Origin of the sequence: Plantibacter sp. VKM Ac-2885, from assembly GCF_015351205.1 — a bacterium.
GTDB lineage: Bacteria > Actinomycetota > Actinomycetes > Actinomycetales > Microbacteriaceae > Plantibacter > Plantibacter auratus.
Genome location: NZ_JADKSK010000001.1, coordinates 1,179,416 through 1,200,779, shown reverse-complemented (window position 1 = coordinate 1,200,779; position 21,364 = coordinate 1,179,416). Strand labels below are relative to the sequence as shown.

The window sequence follows — 21,364 nt, the reverse complement described above, 5'->3', positions numbered from 1 at the left end:
GGCGCTCCCGCGCCGGGTCCTCGTCTAGTCTGTCCTAGTCCGGCCGGCCGAGGAGGAACCAGCGTGTGCACCGTGATCATCGACTTCGAGCCGGGGCGCGCGTGGCCGATCGCCGTGCTCGGGCTGCGAGACGAGCAGCCGGGGCGCGCCTGGGACCCCCCAGGCGCGTGGTGGCCCGGACTCGGTGACAGCGTCCGCGGCATCCACGACCGCGAAGCGGGCGGCGCGTGGCTGGCGACGAACGACGATGCCCCGGGCGGCCCACGGGCGGCGGTGGTCCTCAACCGACGCGAGGACCTCGACATGCCCGCCGCCGGGTGGACCTCGCGAGGCGTCCTGCCGCTGGAAGCCGTCACGACCGGCGTCGATGCGGACGACGCCCGCAGCGCCCGATCCTGGAACCTCGTGGAGCTGCGTCCTGATCGCGTCGCCGTGACGAGCTGGGACGGCACCTCGCTCCGGTCGATCGACGTCGCACCCGGTCTCCACCTCGTGACGCACGAGGGCCCCGACCACCTCGACGTCCCACGGGTCCACCGGTGGCGGCCGGCCTTCCTCGACGTCCCGTCGCCCATCGGTCCGCTGGACGGTGCGACGGCCGCGTCCTGGGAGCCGTGGCTGCGCACGTTGCGCTCCACGACGACCGTCCCCGCCGATGCCGACGAGGCGATCGTCCGCATCGACGACCATGACGGCCTGCGCCTCGCCTCGCTCTCGGTGACGGCACTCTCGCTCGGCCCCGACGGCGCGGTGCTCCGGAACGCCCGACTCGCCGAGCCCGGCCATCTGCCGGAAGAGCTCGTCTGGGAGTGACCCGGACGGCGACGGTCGTCACCCTCCGGGAGCCACGGGACCCGGATCGGACTGCCACCCGTGTGGAGGGCGCCCTGGCGCGCTCGATACTGTTGCAGCATGGCCCTGAACCCCGTGCGACTGCGACTGCTCGAGGCGTTCGACCGCCTCGGTACGATCCGCGCCGTCGGCCGTGAGCTCGACCTCAGCCCCTCGACCGTCTCGCAGCAGCTCTCCGTGCTCGAGGCCGAGACCGGCGCCGCGCTCCTGGAACGACGCGGCCGGACGCTCACCCTGACGCCGACCGGTGCGCTGCTCGTCGAACGCGCTCGGGCCCTGCTCGCGCAGATGGACGCCATCGAGGTCGAACTGGCCGAGGTCGAGTCCGAGCCGTCCGGTCGGTTCCGCATCGCCGGGTTCGCGAGCGTCATCGCCCCAATCCTCATCCCCGCCGCGCGCTCCCTGGCGCGGCAGTACCCACGCCTCGAGGTCGAACTCATCGAGGTCGAACCGCACGAGAGCACCACCGCCGTCCAGCGGGGCACCTGCGACGTCGTGATCACCGTCGATCAGGAGGACGGGTTCCTCCTCGACCCCTCCGTGCACAGCGTGCCGCTGACCACCGACCCGCTCCTGCTCATCGCGCCGCTCGACCACCGACTGGCCGCGCAGGAGCAGGTCACCTTCAGTGAGCTGCAGACGGAGTCGTGGGCCCTCGACGCACCGGGCACCTACCTCGGCGAACTCGTCCCGCTGATCTGTCGTCGCGCGGGGTTCGAGCCGAGGGTGGCCGGACGGTTCACGAGCTACGAGGTCGTCATCGACCACGTGGCGGCCGGGCTGTCGATCGCCGTCCTCCCGGACATCGCGATCGGCTCGCGGACGGACGTCGTGCGGAAGCCCATCGCCGGGATGAGCGAGCGGAAGATCGTCGCGACGGCGCGGAAGGGCTCACTGCAGCGTTCGGCCGTCGCGGCAGCGCTCGCAGCGGTGCAGCGGGCCACGGACGAAGCCGTCGCCCGCTGAGCCACCGCGGAACCGGCCAAGCCTCCTGCGGGGAGGATCAGCCGTGGTAGCCGGACTTGGACATCGCGACGAGCGCCCCGACCAGGCCGATGCCGCCGAAGACGGTGATGAAGGCGATCACGCCGATGAGGATGTCGTTGACGGTCATGCACCCATCGTACTGAACTCGACGGGCCCCACGACTAGGGTTGGTCCGTCCCCCGACAACCACCCGGAGCAGCACCATGATCACCTCATCGAGCGAGTCCCAGGCTGCCGCCTTCCGCGACGGCAGGATCCCTGCGACGGAACACCTCGACGCCGACACGGTCGTCATCGCCGTCCCGACCGGCGACCCCGGCAATCCCTTCACCCTCTGCTCGGTCCTCTTCGGCACCGACGGTCGCGCGATCGTCGTCGACCCCGGAACCGACACCCCCGAGGGCCGCGAGCACCTGTTGCGGGAGCTCCGCGGCATCGGCGTGACGACGCTCACGGGTGTCGTCGTGACCCACCTGCACCCCGATCACCTGGGCCTCGCCGGCGCCCTCCGCGACGAACTCGCCGCACCCGTCCTCATGCACCGTCTCGAAGACGAGGCTGCCGGCTCGACGCCGCCCGGCCCGGCCGACCTCGCTGTGGCGTTGGACGAGTGGGGCGTCCCGGCGGACGACACGACCGTGCGCCCCTGGGCCACTGGTGCGACGGCACCCGCCGGGCACCTCGGCGACACCCGCGCGGACCGGACGCTCGAGGACGGCGAGCTGCTGACGCTCCCCGGTCGCTCGATCAGGGTCCTGCACACACCCGGCCACACGACGGGTCACCTCACCCTGCGCGATGAGGACCGCGGCTACCTGTTCACCGGTGACCACGTGCTGCCCACGATCTTCTCGGGCCTCGGCCTCGGGGCGCGCACCTCGGAGAACCCGGTGACGGCCTACCTGTCGTCGCTCGACCGCGTCCGCGGCTACGACGGCGATCAGGTGGTCCCCGGACACGGCTTCCGGTTCACGGGACTCGCGGACCGCTGCGACGAGCTGGCCGCGCACCATCTGCGGCGAGCCGACGAGGTGCGCGCCGTCCTGGCGGACGACCCCGATGCGAGCGTGTGGACCATCGCCTCTCGCATCGGCTGGTCGGCCGGATGGGACGCACTGACCGGTCTCCTCCGCGTCTCGGCGCTCACACAGACCGAGTGGCACCGGGCACGCCTCCAGCAGCTCGCCGGCTGACCATCCGCGCTACCGACTGAGGCCGGCCCACCCTCCTCGACGACGCGCCAACGCCCGTTCGAAGGCGTAGAGCCCACCGCCGGCCGCAACCCCGGCGGCGAGCACCGCGAACACGACGACCCCGATCGTCGAGGCGAGTCCGATGGGTGCGGCGATGAGGCCGCCGACGATCAGGACGAGGAAGGCCGCACCGCCACCGGCGATCCAGGCCCGGTGGACCGGGCCGCGCTCGCCCCAGTGGTCGAGGATGCCGAGCGCCAGCAGCGCACCGACCGCCCCGACGGCTGCGAGCATCCCACCGACGAGTCCGCCGACGAGGACCGCGATCCCGCCGAGATCGGCCGGATGCACCGAGACGGTCCCGACCGCCCCGAAGAGCTCTGCACCGGCCGCGAGGGCCGCTCCGGCGACCGCACCGACGCTGACGGCGAGGCCGAACAGCGGGACGACACGGAGGAGGGACCAACCCGGGTCCGCTGCTTCATCGAACACGTCCATGGCTTCGACCGCCTCCTGCGCGCCTCGTCGTCGACGGCGCTTGGCGCTCAGCGTGGCACGAGGGTGCGTGGTGCTCCAGGGCGTTGCGCGCGAAGGAGGAGCGGGTGTAAGACTGCGGCGTCCGCTACCAGCCGCGCGTGCCCGGGGCGCCCTTGAACGGCCCGACGATCCCCGGCGTGATCCATCCGCCGTAGAAGTCGCCCTCCTGCGCCTGCACCGGCACCCCGTCGACCTCGCAGGCGTCCATGCGTCCCGGATAGACGGCGATCATGCCGAACAGCGGCGCGTATCCCGGGCGTGGATCGGGGTAGGTCCACGCGGCGGCACCGGCGACCGCGTCGCCCACCCGTACGTCGAGGTAGTGGGCCTCGCCCTTGAACTCGCACATGGTCGTCCCGTCGACCGGCACCAGGACCCCCGGCGAGAAGTCCGCCGCCGGGACGTAGTACACCGGAGGGTGACTCGTCTCCAGGACCCGGACCGCGGCCGTGGACTCCGCGATGACCGTGCCGCCGAACCGGATCACGACGCGCTCGTCGCGCGGCTCGACCCGCGGCGGACGCGGGTACTCCCAGACGGACTCCTCACCGGGTCCGGGCTGGACGGGCAGGGGGCGGCGGAATCGCGAGGAGTCGGGCATCTCCCCACTCTGCCCGGTCCACCTGAGCGACGACCGCGAATCAGGCGCGTCGGTCCACGGGCCGGAGCGCCAGCCAGAGCAACCAGGTGCCGGCCGCGGCGTACCCGATCAGCAGCAGCACGACGGCCGTCGACCCGAGGTCGTACATGACGGGGACCACCGGGGAGCCGCCGACGCCGGCATCCGTCGACTTCCAGTTCGCGGTGAGGAGGGCCAGGACGAGTAGCACCGCGGCGCTCGAGAGGATCGGTCCGCCGGTGGCCCAGACCTTCTGCCTGGTCGTCCAGGCGCGCGACCGCCACAGCATGACCATGCCGGCCACCCAGCCGACGAACGGCACGACGAGCCCGCCGAGCATCACGAACAGGGCCGCCGTGATCGCGAAGCCGCGGCGTTCGAGGACCTGCTCCGCGAACGGCCGGTCGTCCTCGGGTTGGCGGGCGCCCTCCTCGTCATCGTGTCCGATCAAGCGCTCCTCCTCGTCGACGTCGCCCGGACGTGCATCCGTTCGCCCTGCTTGCCGAACAGGCTGAGGAACTCCACCGCTCCGGCCTCTGCCCGGCCGAACCAGTGCGGGACGCGCGTGTCGAACTCGGCGACCTCCCCCGCCGTGAGCACGATGTCCTGGTCGCCGAGGAGGAGCCGCAACCGACCGTTGAGGACGTAGAGCCACTCGTATCCCTCGTGGACCTTCTGTGTCTCGGGCGTCTGCGGACCGTCGCCGCCGTGGATGATGCTCTTGAACGCGTGGAGGCCGCCCGATCGACGCGTCAGCGGCACGATCGTCTGGCCGTACCGCTGGACGGGCTTCAGGTGGACGCGGGGATCACCCGTCTGCGGAGCACCGACGAGGTCGTCCAGGGGCACCTGGTGCGCCTTGGCGAGTGGCAGGAGCAGCTCGAGGTTCGGTCGGCGCTGGCCGGACTCGAGCCGGGAGAGGGTGGAGACCGAGATGCCCGTCTCGGCCGACAGCGCGGCGAGGGTGGTGCCACGATGCTGCCGGATGGCTCGCAGCCTCGGCCCGACAGCATCCAGCACGCCGTCGATGGACCGTTGCTCGTCGTGTGCATGCGCCATGGGTCGATTCTCGCTCCCACGTTGCCGCTTCGGCAAGTCTTCTTGCCACTTCGGCACCGGTCGGCGCACCCTGGACACCTCCCAGCACGTCGACCGAACGGAACGATCCATGAGCACCCCCGTCACCCCAGCAACCAGCACCGACCTCGTCGACGCCGTCATCGTCGGCGGTGGCGCCGCAGGGCTCAGCGCAGCCATCATGCTCGGACGATCACGACGATCCGTGATCGTCGTCGACGGCGGCGAGCCGCGGAACGCACCCGCCGACGGCGTGCACGGCTTCCTGACCCGCGAGGGCACCCCGCCTCGTGAGCTCCTGCGCCTCGGCCGAGCGGAGGTGGTGTCGTACGGCGTCCGCATCGTCGACGGCCAGGTCGTCGATGCCGGGCGCGACGACGACGGGTTCATCCTGACGACGGCGGACGGCGCGATCGTCCGGGGCCGCCGCCTCCTCATCGCCACCGGCACCGCCGACGAGCTCCCGCCCATCCCCGGCCTCTGGGAGCGGTTCGGCCGCGACGCCCTCCACTGCCCCTACTGCCACGGGTGGGAGGTCCAGGACCGCGTGATCGGTGTCCTCGGCACGAACGCGGAGGCCGCAGCCCACCAGGCGCAGCTGTTCCGGCAGCTGAGCGACCGGGTCGTCGTGCTCCGCAACACCGCGGGCGCCTTCACGCCGGAGCAGGAGGCGGCGTTCGCGGCACGGGGCATCGAGGTGGTCGACGGCGTCGTGGAGCGGCTCGAGATCGCCGACGACCGGCTCGTCGGCGTACGCCTGGACGACGGCCGCACCGTCCCCGTCGAGGCGCTGGCCGTGGCCCCGGTCAACCGGGTGCGCGCCGAGGCGTTCACCGGTCTCGGGCTCCACACGCGACCGCACCCGCGAGCAGCCGAGTTCGGAGACGCGATCGGCGTCGACGAGCTGGGCGCCACCTCGGTGCCGGGTGTCTGGGCGGCCGGGGACGTCACCAACCTGCGCACCCAGGTCCTGCAGGCGGCGGCCGCCGGATCGATGGCCGGCGCGATCATGAACGCCGACCTCGTCCAGGAGGACGTGCGCCGAGCCCTCGCGAAGCGGTAGAACCACCACTGTCGCGCGAGACGCGGACATGGGACGATGACGGCACGGGGGCAGCGGCTCCCGTGCCGTCTCCGTTCCGACGAGGAGAGACATGCCGGGTGCACCCACCACGATCGACGACTACCTCGCCACGCAACCCACCGACGCCGCGGACGCCATCGAGGAGATCCGACTCCGCGTCCACCGCATCGTGCCTGGAGTCACCGAGGCCATCCGGTACGGCATGCCGACCTTCATGCTCGACGACCGCTACCTGCTGTACCTCGGCGCCTGGAAACACCACATCGCCCTGTACTCGATCCCGCCGTTCGACGGCCCCTTGCAGAACGCCGTCGCCGACTACCGGGCGGCGAAGGACACGCTGCAGTTCCCGTTCAGCCGGCCGATCCCCTTCGAGCTCATCGACCGGATCGTCACGGAACTATTGGAGCGGCGCCGGGCGGCCGACGCACGCCACGAGCACTGAGGGAGAGCGACGCGTCGCCGCCCTTCGACAGGCTCAGGGACCGGGGAAGGGTGCTCAGGGACCGGGGAAGGGTGCTCAGGGACCGAGGGTGCGCTGCGACGTCACGGGAGTATCGCGCCCGCACCCTGGGCCAGCCAGAGCCCGACGGTGGCGAGGGCCACCGTCAGCGGGGCGACCACGAACCCGAGCGCGATGAAGCGGCCCCAACCGAACTCGACGTCCGCCGCGGTGAGCCGCGCGTGCCAGAGCAGCGTCGCGAGTGCCGCCCACGGGGTGATGAGCGCGCCCGCGTTCACGCCGATGAGCAGGGCGGCGAAGCGCACGGGGTCGCCGGCCACCGGCTCGAGGGCGAGGTACGCCGGGAGGTTGTCGACGAGGTTGGCACTCGCCATACCGACCCCCGCCAGTTGCAGGAGCGCCAGGAGCGAGTCGCCGGTCCCCGCGATGGACGCGAGCGCCCGCGCGAGTCCGAGAGCGTGGGCCGCCTCGACCACGAGGAACAGCCCTGAGGCGAGCAGGACGAGCTGCCACGGGACCAGCGCCGGACGCAGCGCCGCCGGACGCCGGATGAGGAACACCACGACGAGGACCACCGCCGCACCGACCGCCGACATCCACACCGGGATACCGGACACCAGCAGCGGCAGGAGCACGAGCACCACGACCCCGGACGTCCACAGCAGCACCCGGTCGTCGTCCTGCGCTTCCACGTCCACCGTGTAGGCACCGGCGAGCTGGCGGCGGTACACGATGGCGAGGACCACGCACGGGACCACGACCGCGATGATCGCAGGGACGACCATGAGCGCTGCGAATCCGCCGGGGCCGAGTGGGCCGCCACCCGACGCTGTGGCGGCCTCGTCGATCGCGTGCTCCGCGAGGAGGTTGGTGAGGTTCGACACCGGCAACAGCAGCGACGCCGTGCACGCCAGCCAGACGGTGGTCAGGGCGAACGGCACCGGCGACAGCCCGGCGTGTCTCGCGAGCGTGATGACGACCGGCGTCAGGAGGACGGCCGTGGTGTCGAGCGAGAGGAAGACGGTGCTGAGCGTTGCCAGCGCGACGACGAGCAGCCACAGCAACCAGGTGCTCCCCCGACCCCAGCGCACGAGCCGCGAGGCGACGAGGGTGAACAGGCCGGCGTCCGCAGCGAGTTCGGCGACGACGGTGATCGCGACGACGAACAGGAGGATCGGCCACACGCGGTCGGCGATGCCGAGCGCCTCCGGGGCGGGGAGGACACCGGTGAGGATCGCGATCGTCCCGATGACGAGCAGCACGAGGCCGAGCACGGCACTGCGCACGAGGCCTCCTTCACCACCGGTCCGTCGGTGCGCTGTCGCCCGCTCGGCAGTCGATCATACGACGGCTCGCCGACCGCGTGCGCTCACGCTCGTCGACGGTTGTCAGGCCCGAACCCAGCGCCCGATGAGTTCGAGCAGGGCGGGTTCGGCGTCGACTGCCGCATCGATGGTCGAGAAGGTGACGACACCGCGGTCCGGTGCCGCCCACACCACGAGACCGGAGGGGTCGTCGAACCGGAAGGCGTCGGTGTCGTCCCGCTGATGCGCGCCCCGGTGCAGGATGATCCGGATGCGGTTCGCCGGGTGCAGAGCGAAGGTGACGCGGTCCTCGCCGTCGTAGACGAAGCTCGGCGCCTTCCACTTGAGGTGCTCCGACATGCCCTCGTCGGAGGCCATGATCGCCTCGCGCAGACGGACGACCGCCGGCTTCAGCTGGTGCGTGAGGGAGGCGAGGTAGGCGTCGACCTCGGCGGAGCTCATGGGGTCAACCCGTCGGGCGACCGACGTAGGGTGCGACGTCGCCGGATCCCCAGATGCCGCCGACGCGGGTGCCGGCCCGCTCGTTGGCGGCCTCGACGATCTGGCCGTTCCCGAGGTAGATGGCGACGTGGTAGTAGTCGTAGCCGCTCGACCAGAAGATGAGGTCGCCGCGCTGCTTCTGGCTGTAGGGCACCAGACGTCCCTGCGACTGCATCGTGTAGTACTGGTTCGTCGCCGAGTGCGTCCCGATGCCGCTCCCGTAGGCCGCGCGGGTGAGCCCCGAGCAGTCCCAGACGTTCGGGCCGGAACCGCCGAGCTGGTAGCCCTTGCCGACCTGGGCGAGCGCGAAGGCGATCGCCGACTCGACGCCGGCGGAGTCCGGAGGTGCGACCGAGCCGCCGCCGCCACCGCTGGACGCACCGCCACCGCCGCCACCACCGCTCGATCCACCGCCGCCGGACGAACCGCCGGACGAGGCGGGAGGGGTGTTGGCCGCGGCAGCAGCCGCCGCTGCTGCAGCCGCTTCCGCCGCCTGGCGAGCGGACTCGCCGGCCGCGTACCCGCGCTCGGTCTCGGCGGTGGTGTTCTTCAGGGAGGCGAGCTGCGCGTAGAGCTGGTCGGCCTGCTGCTCCTGTGCCGCCACCGCTGCGGATGCCGCCGCCGAGGCGCTCTCCGCCTCGTCGTACTTCGTCTGCGCTTCGCCCTCGAGGCGTTCGCGTTCCGTCTTCGCGACCTCTGCTTGGTCGGTCAGGCCGCTCGCCGCGTTGCGGTCGGTCACCGCCTCGGCGTAGCTCGCCGCGTTCCGTTCGCCCAGCTTGTCCATGACGGACAGCCGGGACAGCAGGTCGTCGGACTTCCCCGCGCCGAGGACCAGATCGAGCGAGACGTCGCCACCGCCGCCGCGCGACAGCTGCGCGATGAGTGCTCCGGCGCGCTGCTTCGAGACCTTGGCTGCGGCCGCAGCGGCCTCGGCCTGCTCGCGCAGCGCCGACTCACGGGCGGCCGCCTCGGTCACGGCGTCCTGCGCCTGTCGATAGGCCTCGGCGGCGATCTGCGCCGTGCGGAACGCGGCGTCGGATTGCTCCTGCAGCGAGGTGATGAGTGCGGTGATGTTCGTGATCTCGGCGGCCTTCGCGGACTCACTCGACTTGGCCGCTTCGACGTCGGCCCAGCTCGGATAGTCGTCCGCGTGGGCCGGCAGGGCACCGACGGTGAGTGACGCCGTGACGACGCCGACGGAGAGGGCCATCGCCAGCCAGGGACGGCGGCGGCCGTACTGCGCACCGGGCGTTCGTGCGGGGGTCATCATTCTCCAGTCCGACGACACGATCACGGCGACCTCGGCGGGTCGCAGCCGTCATCCTGTCACAACAGTCACAATAGAAACTTTGATCACACTAGCCACTCTCGTCCCGGAGCACCAGCTCGAATCCCCCCGGACGGGGCACGGGTGTGCAGATCCGGCCCTCAGCGGACACCCGAAGTGCAGCCCCTGCTGGACACCCTCGCATCACGGAGGTTCCTCGGGGCACTTCGACAAGCTCAGCGACCGGGAGAGATGCACCCGGACTTGGAACGGTCCCTGAGCCTGTCGAAGGGCAGCCCCGGCTGGACACCCTCGCATCACGGAGGTTCCCCGTGGGCGCTTCGACAAGCTCAGCGACCGGGAGAGGTGCACCCGGACCTGGAACGGTCCCTGAGCCTGTCGAAGAGTCGCCCCGGCCGGAAGCCCTCGCATCATGGAGGTTCCCCGTGGGCGCTTCGACAAGCTCAGCGACCGGGAGAGGTAGACCCGGACCTGGAACGGTCCCTGAGCCCGTCGAAGGACAGCCCCGGGTGGGCACGCTCGCATCATGCGAGGTTCCTCGGGGGCACTTCGACAGGCTCAGCGACCGGGAGAGGTGTACCCGGACCTGGAACGGCCCCTGAGCCTGTCGAAGGGCAGCCCTGGCCGGACACCCTCGCATCACGAAGGTTCCCGTGGGCGCTTCGACAAGCTCAGCGACCGGAAGAGGTGCACCCGGACTTGGAACGGTCCCTGAGCCTGTCGAAGGGCGGCCCGGCAGGCAGGTCAGGCGGGTTCGACGTCCTCGGGTGACCAACGGGAGGACTCGCCCGAACGGATGATCGCAAGCAGCTGCGACCGCAACGCCGACTCGTCGGGAAGTTCGGGGAAGACGTCGGCCTCGAGCCGGTGTGCGGCCAGCCAGGCCTCATCGCCCGCGGGCGTCCGGCTCACCACGTGACGCCGACGGTCGTCGGCCGCGGCGATGCGCTCGATGTGGCCGGCCCGCTCCAGTCGGTCGAGCGTGCGCGACATCGTCTGGTTCTGCACGCGGGCTCGCCGGGCGAGCTCCTTCTGGCTGGCGGGGCCACTGTCGAGCAGGTGCAGCACGATGAGACCGGCGTGGGTCACCCCGATGCCGTCGAGGGCCTGCTGCCAGGTGTGCTCGATCAGTCGCGACGCCGTGGAGAGAAGGCGCCCGGTGGGCCAATCGGCCATGGGATCGCGGGCGGCGTCGGCGATCACGCCATCGGTCGCGCGCGCTCCATCCATGGCACCAATGTAGTCGCTGAGCGTACGGCCGAGCCGCCACCCACCACCGGCGTGACGTCGGCGGACCGTGCTGTCCCCCACCGGGCGGCGACGAGAGCGACCGACGAGGTCCGTCGTCATCTCGGCCGATGACGACGGAATCGCGCGTCGAAGGACCCCCACACCCCCAGCATTGGGGGCGGCGACCCCCCTGGAGTGGGGGATCCGCCGATGACCCCCGCTTCCTACAGTTGAGGGATATCCAAGGGGGACGCTCATCTCGACCGGTTTCACCGGTCGGTCGTGGGCACACGAGCGACGTCGCGTTCTCCGCGGGCGGCCCGAACCGCCCTTGCGCATCGCGCACCCGAACCGCACCCGAACCCCACAAGTGGATAGCAACCCAATGACGACGTACCCGAACCGCCGTCGGTCCTCCCGACAGATCCGTCCGCGCACCCGAAGCGCGGCGTTCGCCCAGTTCCGCTCCGAAGGGTCGACCCGGGCATGAGCGCCGACGTGAACGACAACGCCTTCCCGATCACGGGACCCATCGCACTCGTCCGACGCCGAGCTGCTGCGCTCGGCGCGGAGTCCTCCACCGTCGCGGTCAAGTCCATGACGCAGCGCGAGTGGTCGAAGCGCTACCGTCGCTGGCTCATCCTCACCGACAGCGTCATCGCACTCTTCGCCGTCTCAGCCGCCTTCGTCGTGCGGTTCGGCGACGACCCGGTCGGCCCCGAGGCCCAGCAGCTCTACATCCTGCTGTCGGGCGTCATCGTGCTCGTGTGGCTCGCCTTCCTCGGCTTCACCAGGACCCGGGACAGCCGCATCATCGGTTCCGGCGTGGCCGAGTACAAGCGCGTCGTCAACGCCAGCGCGTTCGCCTTCGGCATCCTCGCCATCGTCTTCCTGATCCTGAAGATCGACATCGCCAGGGGCTACTTCATCCTCGCGCTCCCCGCGGGGACACTCGCGCTCCTCGCTTCCCGCTGGATGTGGCGCAGATGGCTGCTCAGCCGTCGTCGCGTCGGTGAGTACACCGCACGGACGGTCGTCGTCGGCCGGCGTGACGACGTCGCGTACGTCCTCGAACAGGTCGCCAAGCAGCACAGCATGAGCTACACCGTCGTCGGTGCGGCCGTGGTCGACCAGGAGACGGCAGAGCCGTTCTCGAGCCGGGGAACCTCCGTCCCGGTCATCGCGCACATCGACGGCGTCGCCCAGGCCGCCGCGAACCTCACCGCCGACGCGGTCATCATCGCCGGCCCCGTCGACGGCGGCAGCGACTACGTCCGCCGACTCGGGTGGGACCTCGAGGGCACGGCGACCGAGCTCGTGCTCGCGGCCCGACTCACCGACGTGGCCGGGCCCCGCATCCACTTCCGCCCGGTGGAGGAGCTGCCGCTCATCCACGTGGAGATCCCGCAGTTCGAGGGCGGTCACCACATCATGAAGCGCGCACTCGACGTCGGGCTCACGAGCCTCGGGATCCTCCTCATCTCGCCGCTGCTGGCCCTCGTCGCCCTCGCCGTCAGGCTCGACAGCCCGGGCCCGGTCCTCTTCCGGCAGGAACGCGTCGGCAGGAACGGTGAGCGCTTCACGATGTTCAAGTTCCGATCCATGGTCACCGACGCCGAAGCCGTCCTCCCCGCCCTCATGGCGCAGAGCGAGGGCAACGGCGTGCTCTTCAAGATGAAGAACGACCCGCGCGTCACCCGCGTCGGTCGCATCCTGCGCAAGTACTCCCTCGACGAGTTGCCGCAGCTGTGGAACATCCTCACCGGCGACATGAGTCTCGTCGGGCCCCGGCCGCCGCTGGCGAGCGAGGTCGCCGAGTACGAGAAGGACGTCCACCGGCGTCTGCACATCAAGCCGGGCCTCACCGGCATGTGGCAGGTCTCCGGGCGCTCCGACCTGACGTGGGAGGAGAGCGTCCGCCTGGACCTCTACTACGTCGAGAACTGGTCCATCACGGGCGACCTGATGATCATGTGGCAGACCGTCAAGGTCGTGCTCAAACCGGTCGGCGCGTACTGATGTCAGGACTGCTGTCGGTGATGCCCCCAAAGCGAGGGGTGTCCTGCGAAAAGAGGACAAATCCCCTTCCAGAGGGGGCAACACTTCGATACAGTCGTCACCATCACCGCCCGCAGTCGCACGGCGAGTCACCCGAAAACGGCTCGATCGCACAGCTGCTCACTGGCGAGACCCGCACACCCGAACCCGCCCGCGACGCACTGCAGCGACGACTTACCCGAGCCGTCGGCGCATCACCTCCGGCACCGTGCGCGCCCCGCCACGATTCCCGCACTCCGGCACCCGTCCGGTCGCGGAACACCCGAACCCGGGCGCGCCTTCGTCGCCCGACCGCTCACGACCGCTCACCCGAATCAGCGATCGCCTGCAGCGCCCACATGAGAACACAAGGACCGGCATGACCCGAACTGCCCCCATGACTCAGCCCACGGAAGACCCCGAAGTCGCCGAGCGGTACTCCGACATCGTCGCCCGTCTCGCCGGTGCACAGAAGAAGCGGACGCGAGGCGCTCCGGCGTACTCGATCTACGTCAACCGCAAGGCGGGTCGCTACCTCGCCGCGGCGGCGTACCAGCTCGGTCTCACGCCGAACATGGTCACCGTGATCAGTGCGGTCTTCACGTTCAGCGGCATCATCATGCTCGCGACCCTGCCCCCGAGCATCGGTCTCGGTGTCGGCGTGTGGCTCTGTCTCGCGATCGGGTACGCCTTCGACTCGGCCGACGGCCAGGTCGCGCGACTGCGCGGCGGCGGATCACCGTCCGGTGAGTGGCTCGACCACGTCATCGATGCGACGAAGATCTCGTCCCTCCACCTCGCCGTCCTCATCAGCGCGTTCCGGTTCTTCGAGCTGCCGACCCCTGCGCTGTTGCTCATCCCGATCGGCTACTGCGTCGTGGCGGCCGTCGCGTTCTTCGCGATCATCCTCAACGAGCAGCTCAAGCGCGTCTACGGCGCCGACCCGGCTCCGGAGAACGGCCACAGCACCATCCTGCGCTCGCTGCTCGTCATCCCGACCGACTACGGCTTCCTCTGCCTGATCTTCGTGCTCCTGGGTGCCCCGCAGGTGTTCTTCGCCGCCTACACCCTCATGTTCCTCGCCAACGCCGGCCACCTGCTGCTCGCGTCGGTGAAGTGGTTCCGTGACATGGAGCGGCTCGGCTCGGTCGGGACCGCGTCCGGCGGCCAGCCCGTCGCGCTCGGCCGGTGACCGCCATCGACGCATCGGAGACCACCCTGGACGCTCACGCGCTCGCCGGCACCTCGGCCACCGATGCCGGTCAGACGGTCCTCATCGCGAACCCGTCGGGTGACGTCTACGGCTCGGACCTGCAGATGCTCGAGAGCATCAGCGCGTTCGTCGGGCGCGGGTACCGGGTGATCGTCGCCCTCCCCGCCGACGGCAAGCTGGTCCCGAGGTTGCTCGCCCGCGGCGCGGAGGTCCGGTTCGTCCCCTTCCCCGTCCTCCGGCGGGCCAACGCCTCGCTGGGCGGCGTCGCCTCGCTCGCGATGGAAGGCCTGCGCTCCGTCCGCTTCCTGCGGAGGGTCATCGAGGAGATCGCGCCGACCGCGGTCTACGTCAACACGGTGACGCTCCCGTGGTGGATCCTCGCCGCGCGCCTGACGCGCACACCGGTCGTCTGCCACGTGCACGAGGCGGAGACCGCGGACGGCAGGCTGGTCCGGTTCGCGCTGAACTCACCGCTGATCCTCGCCGACGCGCTCATCGTCATCAGCCGCGCGGCGGTCGAGGCGACCACCACGGCCGCGCCCGGACTCGCCCGGAAGGTCCGGCTCGTCTTCAACGGCGTCGCCGGCCCCGACGTCGACCCCACGCCGGCGCCGATCGGCTCCGAACCGCATCGACTCGCGATCGTGGCCAGACTCTCCCCGCGGAAGGGGCCCGACATCGCGCTCGACGCGGTCGGGATCCTGCGCCGTGCCGGACGCGACGTGCGGATCGAGATCGCGGGCACGCCGTTCGAGGGGTACGAGTGGTTCGAGCAGCAGCTCCGGGACCGTGCCGACCAACCGGACCTCCGTGGCGCGGTCACCTTCTCGGGTTACGTCTCCCCGATCTGGCCGGCGCTGGAGCGCGCGCACCTCGTCGTCGCCCCCTCGCTCCGGGAACCCTTCGGCAACGCCGTGGTCGAGGCCCAGCTGGCGCTGCGACCCGTCGTCGCATCGGCAGCGCTCGGCCATCTGGAGAGCATCGAGGACGGCGTGACCGGTCTTCTCGTGCCGGCGGGTGACGCCGAGGCCATGGCCGCAGCGGTCGCCGAGCTCCTCGACGACCCGGACCGGAGCGCACGGATCGCCGACCGGGCCCGCCGCTCGGCGCAGGAGCAGTTCTCCCCGGAGCGCTACCGATCCGAGATCATCCAGGTGGTCGAGTCCGTCCGGCGCGTCCGCGTCTGACGGCGAGGTAACCGACGGACCGACGCACCGACCACGACACGAGGAACGGCCCCTGGTATGCCAGGGGCCGTTCCTCGTGTCAGCTGGGCCCGCGCCCGATCAGGCCCCGAAGAACTCGTCGACCAGGCGGCGCGTGCTCTGGATGTTCTGCCGGCTGGAGGCCCCGAACACCATCGACTCGATGTTCGGCTGCTCGGAGAGCCACTCGATCGCCTCGCGCGGCGGGATCGCGCCGGACGCGTAGACGGACATCGCGACGGCACGGAACCGACGCTCCTCGAGCACCCGCTGGTACCCCTCGATACCGCCCGACATGCGGAAGCCGATCTTGTTGATGTTCGAGCACACGATCGGGTTCTCGAGGCCGGCCTCGTCCAGGGCGTCGAGCAGCAGGGGCAGGTTCATCGTGATGAACCCGGGCTGCGCGTGGTACTTCGTGCGCACGTGGTGGTCGAAGATGGCGAACGCGTCCTTGAACCCGAGGCCGAGCAGGAGGTCCACGACGACGTTCTGCAGCCAGATCACCGGCGTCTTGACGCCGCGGAACATCGCCATCTCGGCGTCGATGAGCAGCGTGATGATGCCCTCGACGTCCTTCGTGGCGAACGCCTTGCCGCCACGCAGGGCGGCGTTCATCAGGCCCTCCTCAGGCAGGAAGCGCTTGAGCGCACCGAGCATGCCGTTCTCCGTGACGGCGTCCGCGTACTTGTGCGCGTACGGCATGCACGGTTGGAACGTGAAGTCGGCGTACCGCGTCGGGTCGAGCCGTACCCGCTCCGCGACCTCGGCGATCCGGTCGTGCGTGGTGCACATGAACGAGGTGATGCCCTCGTCGTACGCGACGTCGAGCACGTCCATGATCGCGCCGGTGTCCTGGAAGCGCATGGCCTGGGCGCGCGCCTTCTCCTCCGACATGTGGTTGACGCCGAAGAACTGGTTGTCTCCGAACAGGAGCCGGGGAAGCTTCGGGGCAGCGGTCGCGGCCGCTCCGGTCTGGGTCTCTACGCTCGTCGCCATGGGAGGAGGCCTTTCTTCTTCGCGACGGGAGCGGGTGCGGCCGTCGCGGCTCGGGTGGACGGGCCTGCCGCCGCGTCGATGGTGAGGAGTTCGAGGACGTGGTCGGTGGCGGCCGCGCTGGTGAAGGAGTTCGTCCCCAGCACGGCACCCTCGACGACCCGGGTGACGAAGTGGTCCAGCTGGGCGCTGTACTCCTCGCCGCGCAGGTAGTACCAGACCTCGTCGGTGAGCTCGGTGGTGTACTTGACGTTCCAGCCGGTCTCGTAGCCCTCGATCTCTGGCGCGGTGTCGCGCAGGTAGACCTGGCATTCCTGCCGGTCCGCGTGGATGCGACCGGCGGTCCCGGTGATGGTGATCTGCGTGGTCATCTTGCGATAAGACTCGTCCGACCAGTTGACGGAGAGCTGCGCGCTGACCCCGGCGTCGAAGAACAGGGTCGAGAAGACCTCGTCCTCGGTGTGCTCGGAGAACACGCTGCCGAGGACCGTGCCACCGACGCCGATCGGCTCGCCGGCGTACCAGGTGAGGAGGTCGACCGGGTGGGCGGCGTAGTCGTAGAGGCAGCCGCCGCCCTCGTTGCGGTTGCTCCGCCAGGTGGAGCCGCGCGATTTCAACACGACGGGACCGTAGGCCTCCGCCTGGATGTGCGTGACGCGACCGATGGCACCGAGGTCGAGCAGACGCTTGACCTCGCGAAACGCGCCCACGAAGCGGTTGTGGTACCCGACCTGGGTCACGACGCCGCGACGCTCGGCCAGTGCGGCGAGCTCGTCGGAGTCGGCCGCGCTCAGGCTGAGCGGCTTCTCGCAGAAGATGTGGAGACCGCGCTCGAGCACCGACTTCACCATGGGTGCGTGGAACTTCGTCGGAGTCGCGATGATGACCGCGTCGAGCTCGACCTCGGCCAGCATGTCGTCCACCGAGGTGAAGGTCCTGAGGCCGGTGTACTTGCCCAGGACGTCGAGGATGTAGCCGGTCGAGTCGACGACCGCGTCGACGCTCACCCACGGGTGGGCCTTGATCATGGCGAGGTGGGAGAGGCCCATCTTGCCGAGACCGATCACGCCGACCCGCACGCGGGCCGTCTCGATGGGCACTTCCGCGGCCGGGGCGTTCGTTTCAGACACGTGCGACACGTGCACCTCCAAGGTAGGTCTGCAGGACGGTTTCGTATTGACCGGCGACGTGCTCCCAGGTGAACTCCTCGGCGTGCCGCGCGGACGCGGCGGAGGACAGGGCGGCGCGGCGGGCGGGGTGCTGGAGCAGCTCGCCGATCCGTGCGGCGGCGTCGTGTGCGGTGGTGAAGTAGAGGGCGCCGTCGCCGGCGACCCATCGGTTGTACGGGTTGTCGTGGGCGATCACGGCGTTCCCGGCGGCCATCGCCTCGACGAGCGAGGGGTTCGTGCCACCCACGGTGTGCCCGTGGAGGTAGCCGAGCGCGTGGAATCGGAGGGCGGCGAGCTCCTCGGGGTCGTAGACCGACCCGACGAACGCGACCTCGTCGCTCGCGGCGTCGACGACGGCGCGGTGGTACGGGTCCGTCTCCGGGGTGTAGGTGCCGAAGACGGCGAGGGTGACGCCACGTCGTTCGGCCGAGAACGCCTGCACGAGCTCCAGGATCGTGTTCTCGGGGATCGGGCGGCAGATCAGCGTCAGGTACTCCCCCGGCGTCAGCCCGTGGGCCGTCAGCGGTGCGACGGGTGCCGAGTCGACACGGTGCGCGCCGTAGGTGATCGTCGTCAGCTTCGACCGCTTCGCCTTCTTCGCGAGGTAGGTCTCGATCTCGGGGTGGTCCGCGATGAGCGTGTTCCCGACCCAGCAGGCGATGCGTTCGTTCACGTAGAGGATCGCCTGCTTCATGAATCCCCAGCGCGCCCGTGACCACTCGATGCCGTCCATGTTGATGACGTTCGGGATGCCCTTGAGGCGCTGCAGGACGTTGAAGACGGCGGTGTTGTAGCCGAAGGTGAGGCAGACGTCGTCGAACCTCGAGGCGTGCCGGATCGACTTCAGGTCGAACAACGAGGTGCCCTTCCACCCGTCGGGACCCACGGGGATCGTCACGCGTTCGATGCCGCGCCACACGTCCTCGACGATCGGTCCGTCGCCGTCGGACTGGCAGTAGACGATGACGCGCCACCCCTGATCCCGGAGGAAGACGGCGATGTTCTCGGCCGCCGTCTCGAATCCGCCGTAGGCCGCCGGGATCCCGTGCGTGCCGAGGATGCGAACCGTCGGCTGCCCCTGCCGCCGTGCAGCGTTGTCCCCCATCGAGCTTCTCCTCATCGCTCCAGGCGCCGTTCGGGCGGCGCGGACACAGAGCGTGTCTCGGCTGGAATGCTGAAGAGCCTACCGCCCAACATTCGTCGGAAAACGGGAAAATCGCCCCCTGCGTACCCCCAAAGACAGGGGTAGTGATGACCCTCGAACCGCTACCGCGTGAGGGCTTCCACAGCGGCGCCGAACCGCTCGACCGAGCGCTGGACGGACCGCAGGGTCGTCCGGTGCGCCCGCTTGCCGAGGTTGTGTCCGTCGGCGATGTCGAGCGGGTCGACGTCGCTCCCGAATCGCGCGAACAGCCCGGTGCGCTCCGGCTTCGGAGCAGGAGCGAGACCTCGACGGGCGTTGAGCAGGGCCGCCAGGTCGGACAGACGTTGATCGGCCGTCGTGCCGGCACCGGGTCGCCAGGTGGCGATCGCCTGGTCGGGCGCTTCCGCCAGCGCGGCCGCCTCGCGGAGCGTGAAGACCTTCGATCGGGCCTCGGGAGAGAGTTTGGCGAGGGCGGAGCGCTCGGCGCGGCTCGCGGTCAGCACGAGCCCCGCACCACCGATCATCGACTTGGTGACGCGGCGTGCACGATGAGCTGGCGCCTTCGGTCCCTCCGACGGCAGGCCGAGGACCGCGGCCGCGTCAGCGCACATCTCGTGCCCGCGACTGACCTCGATGCCGGCGCTCGAGCAGACGAGGCGGTCGAAGCCGGGAATGGTCGAGAGTCGGGCTTGGAGGAGCTGTTCCGCGAGCGGGGAGCGACAGACGTTGGCACTGCACACTACGAGGATCCGCGCCATGACGTCCTTCGGTTTTCGCTCGGGGGAAGAATTCCGACAATCGTAGCGTGAGCGCCACACCCCCTCGACCGCCACCGGAGGAGACCCTCCTGAACCCCGTCGAACGGGGGTCATCCGCGGGGGTGGACACCCTCGGACTGGGGGTCATCAAACGGCCCGTACCCCCCTGAGTGGGGGCGTCTTTCCCCTGATAAACCGGGAAATCGTCGGTACGCTGAGGTGTTGGGTGTCAACAAACCAGGGGGAGTCAGATGGATCTCGGCGACTACATCGCAACGCTGCGCAAGCAGTGGATCGTCATCGTGGTGCTTGCACTCGTCGGCGCGACCGGAGCCTACGTCTTCGCACAGACGATGGCACCGCAGTACCGTTCCACGACGAGCGTGTTCGTGACCACCGAGGCCGGCAACTCCACGACCGAGCTGGTCCAGGGATCCACCTACGTGCAGAACCTCGTGCAGTCGTACGCCGTCCTCGCGTCCTCGCCGATCGTGCTCGAGCCGGTGATCAACGAGCTCGGCCTCGACATGAGTGTCCAGGACCTCGCGGAGTCGGTCAGCGCCGACGCTCCCCTCAACACCGTGATCGTCGAGATCTCCGCGGTGTCGACGAGCGCCGAGCAGGCCCAGAGCATCGCAGCGGCCGTTGCGAACTCCCTGTCCTCCGCGGTGGACGGCATCTCCCCGAGGGACGACCAGGACCGCCCGGCCGTCCAGCTCACGATCATCGCGCCGGCCAAGCTGCCCATCTTCGCCTTCGCGCCCAACACGAAGCTCCTCGTCGCCGGAGGTGGGCTCGGCGGTCTGCTCATCGGCGTGCTGTACGCCTTCGGCCGGGAGCTCCTCGACACGAGGATCCGCTCGCTGCGAGAACTGCAGCAGGTCTCCGACACCCCGGTCCTCACGACGGTCGCCCGCACGCGGAAGGGTGAGCTGCCGACGCAGGCCATGATGCGGAACCCGAACGGCATGATCGCCGAGGGCTTCCGGAGTCTCGCGACGAACCTCAGCTTCGCCGACGTCGACGAACGGATCACCTCCGTCATCGTCACCTCGGCACTCCCCGGCGAGGGCAAGAGCACCGTCGCGCTCGGCCTCGCCCTCGCGATGACCGAACGCGCACCGCGCGTCCTCCTCATCGACGCCGACCTCCGCCGCCCCTCGATCGCCGGCTACACGCAGATCGAGGGCGAGGTCGGATTGACCAGTGTCCTCGTCGGCGACATCACCCTCGAGGAGGCCGTGCAGCCCTGGGGTCGGGGCAACCTCGACGTCCTCGCCTCCGGTGGGGTGCCGCCGAACCCGAGCCAGCTCCTCGCGTCCGACGCGATGCGCCAGCTGGTGGACCGCGCCAAGGAGTCGTACGACTTCGTCATCATCGACACCGCGCCGATCATCCCGGTCACCGATCCGCTCTGGCTCACGCACATGACCGACGGCGCGATCGTCGTGTCCCGCTACAAGTCCACCCGCCGGCAGCAGCTCCACCGCGCGCTCGAGACCCTCGACGGCGCGAACGCCCGCACGATCGGGCTGGTCCTCAACGGCCTCAAGCAGGACGAGACGAGTTCCTACTACCGCTACAACTCGTACCGGTCGGCTCCCGACGCCGCCCCGCTCGGCCCCGCCACGACGGGAACGACCGCCCCCGCGGCGAACGACTCGGCGCGCACGCCGTCCATGGCCGGCCGCTGAGCCGCTGCCCGAC

Annotated in this window: 21 protein-coding genes; 9 read left to right on the top strand and 12 right to left on the bottom strand. The window is 70.2% G+C overall.

Features of this window, described 5'->3' with window-relative positions; translation table 11 throughout:
- The first annotated feature begins 63 nt into the window (after nucleotides 1–63).
- From ITJ66_RS05795 to ITJ66_RS05785, 3 genes are all read left to right on the top strand, one after another.
- A complete protein-coding gene (locus ITJ66_RS05795) occupies nucleotides 64–813 on the top strand; it encodes an NRDE family protein (RefSeq protein ID WP_192018701.1) in 750 nt (249 codons plus the stop codon).
- Nucleotides 814–912: 99 nt separating this feature from the next.
- Complete coding sequence (locus ITJ66_RS05790; protein ID WP_191940551.1) at nucleotides 913–1,818, top strand: LysR family transcriptional regulator; 906 nt, start codon at nucleotides 913–915, stop codon at nucleotides 1,816–1,818.
- A 224-nt stretch (nucleotides 1,819–2,042) separates the two neighbouring features.
- Nucleotides 2,043–3,032: an MBL fold metallo-hydrolase gene (locus ITJ66_RS05785; protein ID WP_194643935.1), complete on the top strand. Its 990-nt coding sequence runs from the start codon at nucleotides 2,043–2,045 to the stop codon at nucleotides 3,030–3,032.
- A 9-nt stretch (nucleotides 3,033–3,041) separates the two neighbouring features.
- On the opposite strand, the gene ITJ66_RS05780 is transcribed toward ITJ66_RS05785, so the two are convergent.
- From ITJ66_RS05780 to ITJ66_RS05765, 4 genes are all read right to left on the bottom strand, one after another.
- A complete protein-coding gene (locus ITJ66_RS05780) occupies nucleotides 3,042–3,530 on the bottom strand; it encodes a hypothetical protein (protein WP_191940549.1) in 489 nt (162 codons plus the stop codon).
- A gap of 124 nt (nucleotides 3,531–3,654) precedes the next feature.
- Nucleotides 3,655–4,170: a DUF427 domain-containing protein gene (locus ITJ66_RS05775; protein ID WP_079705137.1), complete on the bottom strand. Its 516-nt coding sequence runs from the start codon at nucleotides 4,168–4,170 to the stop codon at nucleotides 3,655–3,657.
- Between the two features lie 40 nt (nucleotides 4,171–4,210).
- The gene (locus ITJ66_RS05770) at nucleotides 4,211–4,639 is read right to left on the bottom strand and encodes a hypothetical protein (protein ID WP_194643933.1); all 429 of its coding nucleotides are present in this window, start codon (nucleotides 4,637–4,639) and stop codon (nucleotides 4,211–4,213) included.
- Entirely contained in the window at nucleotides 4,636–5,247 is a 612-nt protein-coding gene (locus ITJ66_RS05765) for a helix-turn-helix transcriptional regulator (RefSeq protein ID WP_191940547.1), read from the bottom strand. The genes ITJ66_RS05770 and ITJ66_RS05765 overlap by 4 nt, the downstream gene beginning before the upstream one ends.
- 109 nt (nucleotides 5,248–5,356) lie before the next feature.
- Between ITJ66_RS05765 and ITJ66_RS05760 the strand changes: the two genes are divergently transcribed.
- On the top strand, nucleotides 5,357–6,328 hold the full coding sequence (locus ITJ66_RS05760) for an NAD(P)/FAD-dependent oxidoreductase (RefSeq protein WP_194643931.1): 972 nt from the start codon (nucleotides 5,357–5,359) through the stop codon (nucleotides 6,326–6,328).
- 91 nt (nucleotides 6,329–6,419) lie between these two features.
- Complete coding sequence (locus ITJ66_RS05755) at nucleotides 6,420–6,794, top strand: iron chaperone (RefSeq protein WP_137242265.1); 375 nt, start codon at nucleotides 6,420–6,422, stop codon at nucleotides 6,792–6,794.
- Between the two features lie 101 nt (nucleotides 6,795–6,895).
- Here ITJ66_RS05755 and ITJ66_RS05750 read toward each other — a convergent pair whose 3' ends face one another.
- The 4 genes from ITJ66_RS05750 to ITJ66_RS05735 all read right to left on the bottom strand — a co-directional run bounded on the left by ITJ66_RS05750 (nucleotide 6,896) and on the right by ITJ66_RS05735 (nucleotide 11,135).
- Nucleotides 6,896–8,098, bottom strand: a complete 1,203-nt coding sequence (locus ITJ66_RS05750; protein WP_086474718.1) for an SLC13 family permease — start codon at nucleotides 8,096–8,098, stop codon at nucleotides 6,896–6,898.
- A 102-nt stretch (nucleotides 8,099–8,200) separates the two neighbouring features.
- Nucleotides 8,201–8,578 carry a DUF1801 domain-containing protein gene (locus ITJ66_RS05745; protein ID WP_194643929.1) on the bottom strand — a complete coding sequence of 126 codons (378 nt, stop codon included), beginning with the start codon at nucleotides 8,576–8,578 and terminating at the stop codon, nucleotides 8,201–8,203.
- A gap of 4 nt (nucleotides 8,579–8,582) precedes the next feature.
- Nucleotides 8,583–9,884, bottom strand: a complete 1,302-nt coding sequence (locus tag ITJ66_RS05740; RefSeq protein ID WP_228501506.1) for a C40 family peptidase — start codon at nucleotides 9,882–9,884, stop codon at nucleotides 8,583–8,585.
- A 765-nt stretch (nucleotides 9,885–10,649) separates the two neighbouring features.
- A complete protein-coding gene (locus ITJ66_RS05735; protein ID WP_228501504.1) occupies nucleotides 10,650–11,135 on the bottom strand; it encodes a MarR family winged helix-turn-helix transcriptional regulator in 486 nt (161 codons plus the stop codon).
- 486 nt (nucleotides 11,136–11,621) lie between these two features.
- On the opposite strand from ITJ66_RS05735, the gene ITJ66_RS05730 reads away from it, so the two are divergent.
- From ITJ66_RS05730 to ITJ66_RS05720, 3 genes are all read left to right on the top strand, one after another.
- Complete coding sequence (locus tag ITJ66_RS05730; RefSeq protein ID WP_228501503.1) at nucleotides 11,622–13,154, top strand: sugar transferase; 1,533 nt, start codon at nucleotides 11,622–11,624, stop codon at nucleotides 13,152–13,154.
- Nucleotides 13,155–13,569: 415 nt separating this feature from the next.
- Nucleotides 13,570–14,364, top strand: a complete 795-nt coding sequence (locus ITJ66_RS05725) for a CDP-alcohol phosphatidyltransferase family protein (protein WP_138946426.1) — start codon at nucleotides 13,570–13,572, stop codon at nucleotides 14,362–14,364.
- Nucleotides 14,361–15,572 carry a glycosyltransferase family 4 protein gene (locus ITJ66_RS05720; protein WP_191940543.1) on the top strand — a complete coding sequence of 404 codons (1,212 nt, stop codon included), beginning with the start codon at nucleotides 14,361–14,363 and terminating at the stop codon, nucleotides 15,570–15,572. The genes ITJ66_RS05725 and ITJ66_RS05720 overlap by 4 nt, the downstream gene beginning before the upstream one ends.
- A gap of 99 nt (nucleotides 15,573–15,671) precedes the next feature.
- Here the strand turns inward: ITJ66_RS05720 and ITJ66_RS05715 are convergent, their stop codons facing one another.
- The 4 genes from ITJ66_RS05715 to ITJ66_RS05700 all read right to left on the bottom strand — a co-directional run bounded on the left by ITJ66_RS05715 (nucleotide 15,672) and on the right by ITJ66_RS05700 (nucleotide 19,657).
- The gene (locus ITJ66_RS05715; RefSeq protein ID WP_194643927.1) at nucleotides 15,672–16,589 is read right to left on the bottom strand and encodes a hypothetical protein; all 918 of its coding nucleotides are present in this window, start codon (nucleotides 16,587–16,589) and stop codon (nucleotides 15,672–15,674) included.
- Nucleotides 16,574–17,716, bottom strand: a complete 1,143-nt coding sequence (locus ITJ66_RS05710) for a Gfo/Idh/MocA family protein (protein WP_198425034.1) — start codon at nucleotides 17,714–17,716, stop codon at nucleotides 16,574–16,576. The genes ITJ66_RS05715 and ITJ66_RS05710 overlap by 16 nt, the downstream gene beginning before the upstream one ends.
- On the bottom strand, nucleotides 17,709–18,860 hold the full coding sequence (locus ITJ66_RS05705; protein ID WP_191940541.1) for a DUF1972 domain-containing protein: 1,152 nt from the start codon (nucleotides 18,858–18,860) through the stop codon (nucleotides 17,709–17,711). Before ITJ66_RS05705 ends, ITJ66_RS05710 begins: the two co-directional genes overlap by 8 nt.
- A gap of 161 nt (nucleotides 18,861–19,021) precedes the next feature.
- Nucleotides 19,022–19,657, bottom strand: a complete 636-nt coding sequence (locus ITJ66_RS05700; RefSeq protein WP_191940540.1) for a hypothetical protein — start codon at nucleotides 19,655–19,657, stop codon at nucleotides 19,022–19,024.
- Nucleotides 19,658–19,908: 251 nt separating this feature from the next.
- Here ITJ66_RS05700 and ITJ66_RS05695 point away from each other — a divergent pair, with 251 nt between their 5' ends.
- Nucleotides 19,909–21,351, top strand: a complete 1,443-nt coding sequence (locus ITJ66_RS05695) for a polysaccharide biosynthesis tyrosine autokinase (protein ID WP_194643925.1) — start codon at nucleotides 19,909–19,911, stop codon at nucleotides 21,349–21,351.
- The last annotated feature ends 13 nt before the right edge of the window (nucleotides 21,352–21,364 follow it).